Source organism: Rhodococcus sp. P4_B6, from assembly GCF_056402215.1.
In genome coordinates, this window is the sequence record NZ_JBFUHV010000382.1 from 1 (window position 1) to 2,787 (window position 2,787).

Here is a 2,787-nt window from a genome sequence, read left to right on the forward strand (position 1 = left end):
GCGCCCATCAGGGTGTGGATGAACATCGTCAGCAGCTCGCGCAGCAGGTCGGGGCTCGCGCCGGTGAGTCGGTCGGTCAGGATCTGATGCAGGTCGATATCGTGGGCAGTGGTCATCGCGTGCTCTTTCGTCGAGTCGAGTTGGTACCTCTCTCGAAGAATCACGCGGTGACCGTCTCTCGTCCGGTTACGACACGCCGGTCATTGGTACGAGATCCGGCTCGTACACCATCATCGTGGACGTAACCCCGGAATATTCACGGTCGCGATCTCCACGGGGGCACCCTTGGATCGGGCGATGACGCCTCGTACCTGCTGCGGCATGGAAGGCACTCCTACATTTCTGGGCCTGTCGGCGACACGCGGTGCGCTCCGAGGCTGTCGTACCAATTTGTCGATAACTAATATATCAATACTCGACTGCGAACGGAAGACATTGGCGCATTTACCCGCGCGGACGCATAACCGCTGGCCAACCGGTGCGGAGGCACACCTCCGTGCACGACGCGCGTCCGCCGACCACGACGCGGCGGCCCCGCCCGGCGGCGACGCGGTAACCGCACTCGGCGTCGTCGAATCTTGTTGCACAAAAGCCATATCCGCCGCAACATAGCCGACTCACACCCAGCCGGTCGACCCGCCCGGCACCTGCATGACTACGTCGATCACGGGTGGCGAAACTGTGGATATGAGCTGGAGCATTCTACCGTCAGCACTTGACATAGATCACAGTTGCGCTCACTCTTGTTCCCCGTGGAACACCTCGTTGCGTATTAAGCAACAGAGGCCAACCGGGATGATCTCCCGCACTGGCACTCCGCACTCCGTCCACACACCTACTCAGCGACACGCTGCAGGGAGACTGATGTGACAACACAAGGAAACCCAATCGAAGCGGAAACCGAAACGCGGCCTCATCAACCACCCGATCCCGACGTTACCGACCCCCTCGCCGTCAACGAATCGAAGGGCACGACCCCGCACGGTACCGATCGGGTGGTGTTCGGCGTCACGGCCGCCATCGTGGTGGCGATCCTGGCATGGGGACTGCTGTGGCCGGCGAGCCTGACCACCGCGACGTCGTCGATCCTGGACTGGGTGGTGACCAACCTGGGCTGGCTGTTCATAGTCTCCGCCACCGGGTTCGTGCTGTTCGCTGTGTGGCTGGCGCTGAGCCGGTACGGGCGAATTCCACTCGGCGGGGACGGGGAGAAACCAGAGTTCAGAACGGTCAGCTGGGTTGCGATGATGTTCAGCGCCGGCATGGGGATCGGTCTGATCTTCTGGGGCGTGACCGAACCTCTGACCCATTTCGTTCAGCCACCACCGGGAATCGGCGATTCCACGGTGGGCACCGCGATGGCGACCGCACTTTTTCATTGGGGACTGCACCCATGGTCGATGTATGCAGTGGTCGGCCTGTCGATCGCATACGGCACGTATCGAATGGGGCGCAAGCAGCTCATCAGCTCCTCGTTCATTCCCCTCATCGGCCGCCGCGCCGAGGGACCGATCGGCAAGGTAATCGACATCCTCGCGATCTTCGCGACCATGTTCGGCACCGCGGCGTCACTGGGTCTGGGAGCACTCCAAATCGGTTCGGGAATCAAGGTTCTCGGCTGGATGAGCCAGGCCGGGACGCTTCTGCTCGTCGCGATCGTCGCCATACTCACCCTGGCGTTCGTGGCCTCCGCCGTTTCCGGTATCTCGCGCGGAATTCAATGGCTGTCGAACATCAACATGGTGCTCGCGCTTGTTCTGGCCGTCTTCGTCTTCGTCGCCGGTCCCACCGTGTTCATCTTGAATCTGCTGCCCACCACGTTGGGTGACTACGCCGCCGAAATTGCCAGTATGTCGGCACGCTCGGCTGCATCCGGCGATGCCTCGACCGAAACATGGCTCTCCTCGTGGACCATCTTCTACTGGGCGTGGTGGATTTCGTGGACCCCCTTCGTCGGGATGTTCCTGGCCCGGATCAGCAGGGGCCGGACGATTCGTCAGTTCGTCGTCGGCGTCATCCTCATTCCGAGCTCGGTGAGCCTGGTGTGGTTCGCCGTCTTCGGCGGGGCAGCGATCGGCGAACAGAGTCAGGGCACCGACCTGTTCTCCCGAGGAACCCCGGAATCGCAGCTGTTCGGCATGCTGGATCACCTGCCGCTTGCGGGCGCATCGTCGATTCTGGTGATGGCTCTCGTCGCGATCTTCTTCGTCTCCGGCGCCGACGCTGCTTCGATCGTCATGGGGACGCTGTCCCAGCGCGGCACGTTGGAACCTTCCCGCCGGACTGTCGCGTTCTGGGGTGTGGTCACCGGAGGCGTTGCGGTGCTCATGCTGTGGACCGGAGGAACGGACGCACTGAACGGCCTCCAAACCATGACCATCATCGTGGCAGCACCATTCGTGATCGTGATGATCGGCATGTGTATCTCGCTGTATCGCGACATCACCCGAGATCCCCTGGTCGCGGACAAGCAGAAGACGCCGCGGATTCCCACTTTCCGCCGGTAGCCCGAGCGACGGCGAGGTCCTGTTTCCTATCCGGTGGATATGAAGCAGGACCTCGCCGTTTTCCGCGGCCCGTCTGCGCCGACGCGGCTTTGTCCTATCGATTCAGGAAACCGCGCCGCCGCTTCCGAAGGATCGCCGTCTGCAGCCCCTGACGACGCCCGGTGGCCGGATCGATTGTTGCCGTGGTGTTTCCACCGAACTTGCGCTCCGACGCCGTCTCCGGCGCGTCATCCGCGGTCGCCTCGAGGTACTTGTTCGGCAACGACAGCTTGGCGATGGT

Annotated in this window: 1 protein-coding gene and 1 pseudogene; one reads left to right on the plus strand and one right to left on the minus strand. The window is 62.4% G+C overall.

Going from position 1 to position 2,787, the window contains the following annotated elements; translation table 11 throughout:
* Positions 1 to 998 precede the first annotated feature (998 nt).
* Positions 999 to 2,507: a BCCT family transporter gene (locus AC1DWT_RS50715; RefSeq protein ID WP_072951665.1), complete on the plus strand. Its 1,509-nt coding sequence runs from the start codon at positions 999 to 1,001 to the stop codon at positions 2,505 to 2,507.
* Between the two features lie 94 nt (positions 2,508 to 2,601).
* Here the strand turns inward: AC1DWT_RS50715 and AC1DWT_RS50720 are convergent.
* Positions 2,602 to 2,787 (minus strand): annotated as a pseudogene (locus tag AC1DWT_RS50720) (acyl-CoA desaturase); the annotation flags it as partial.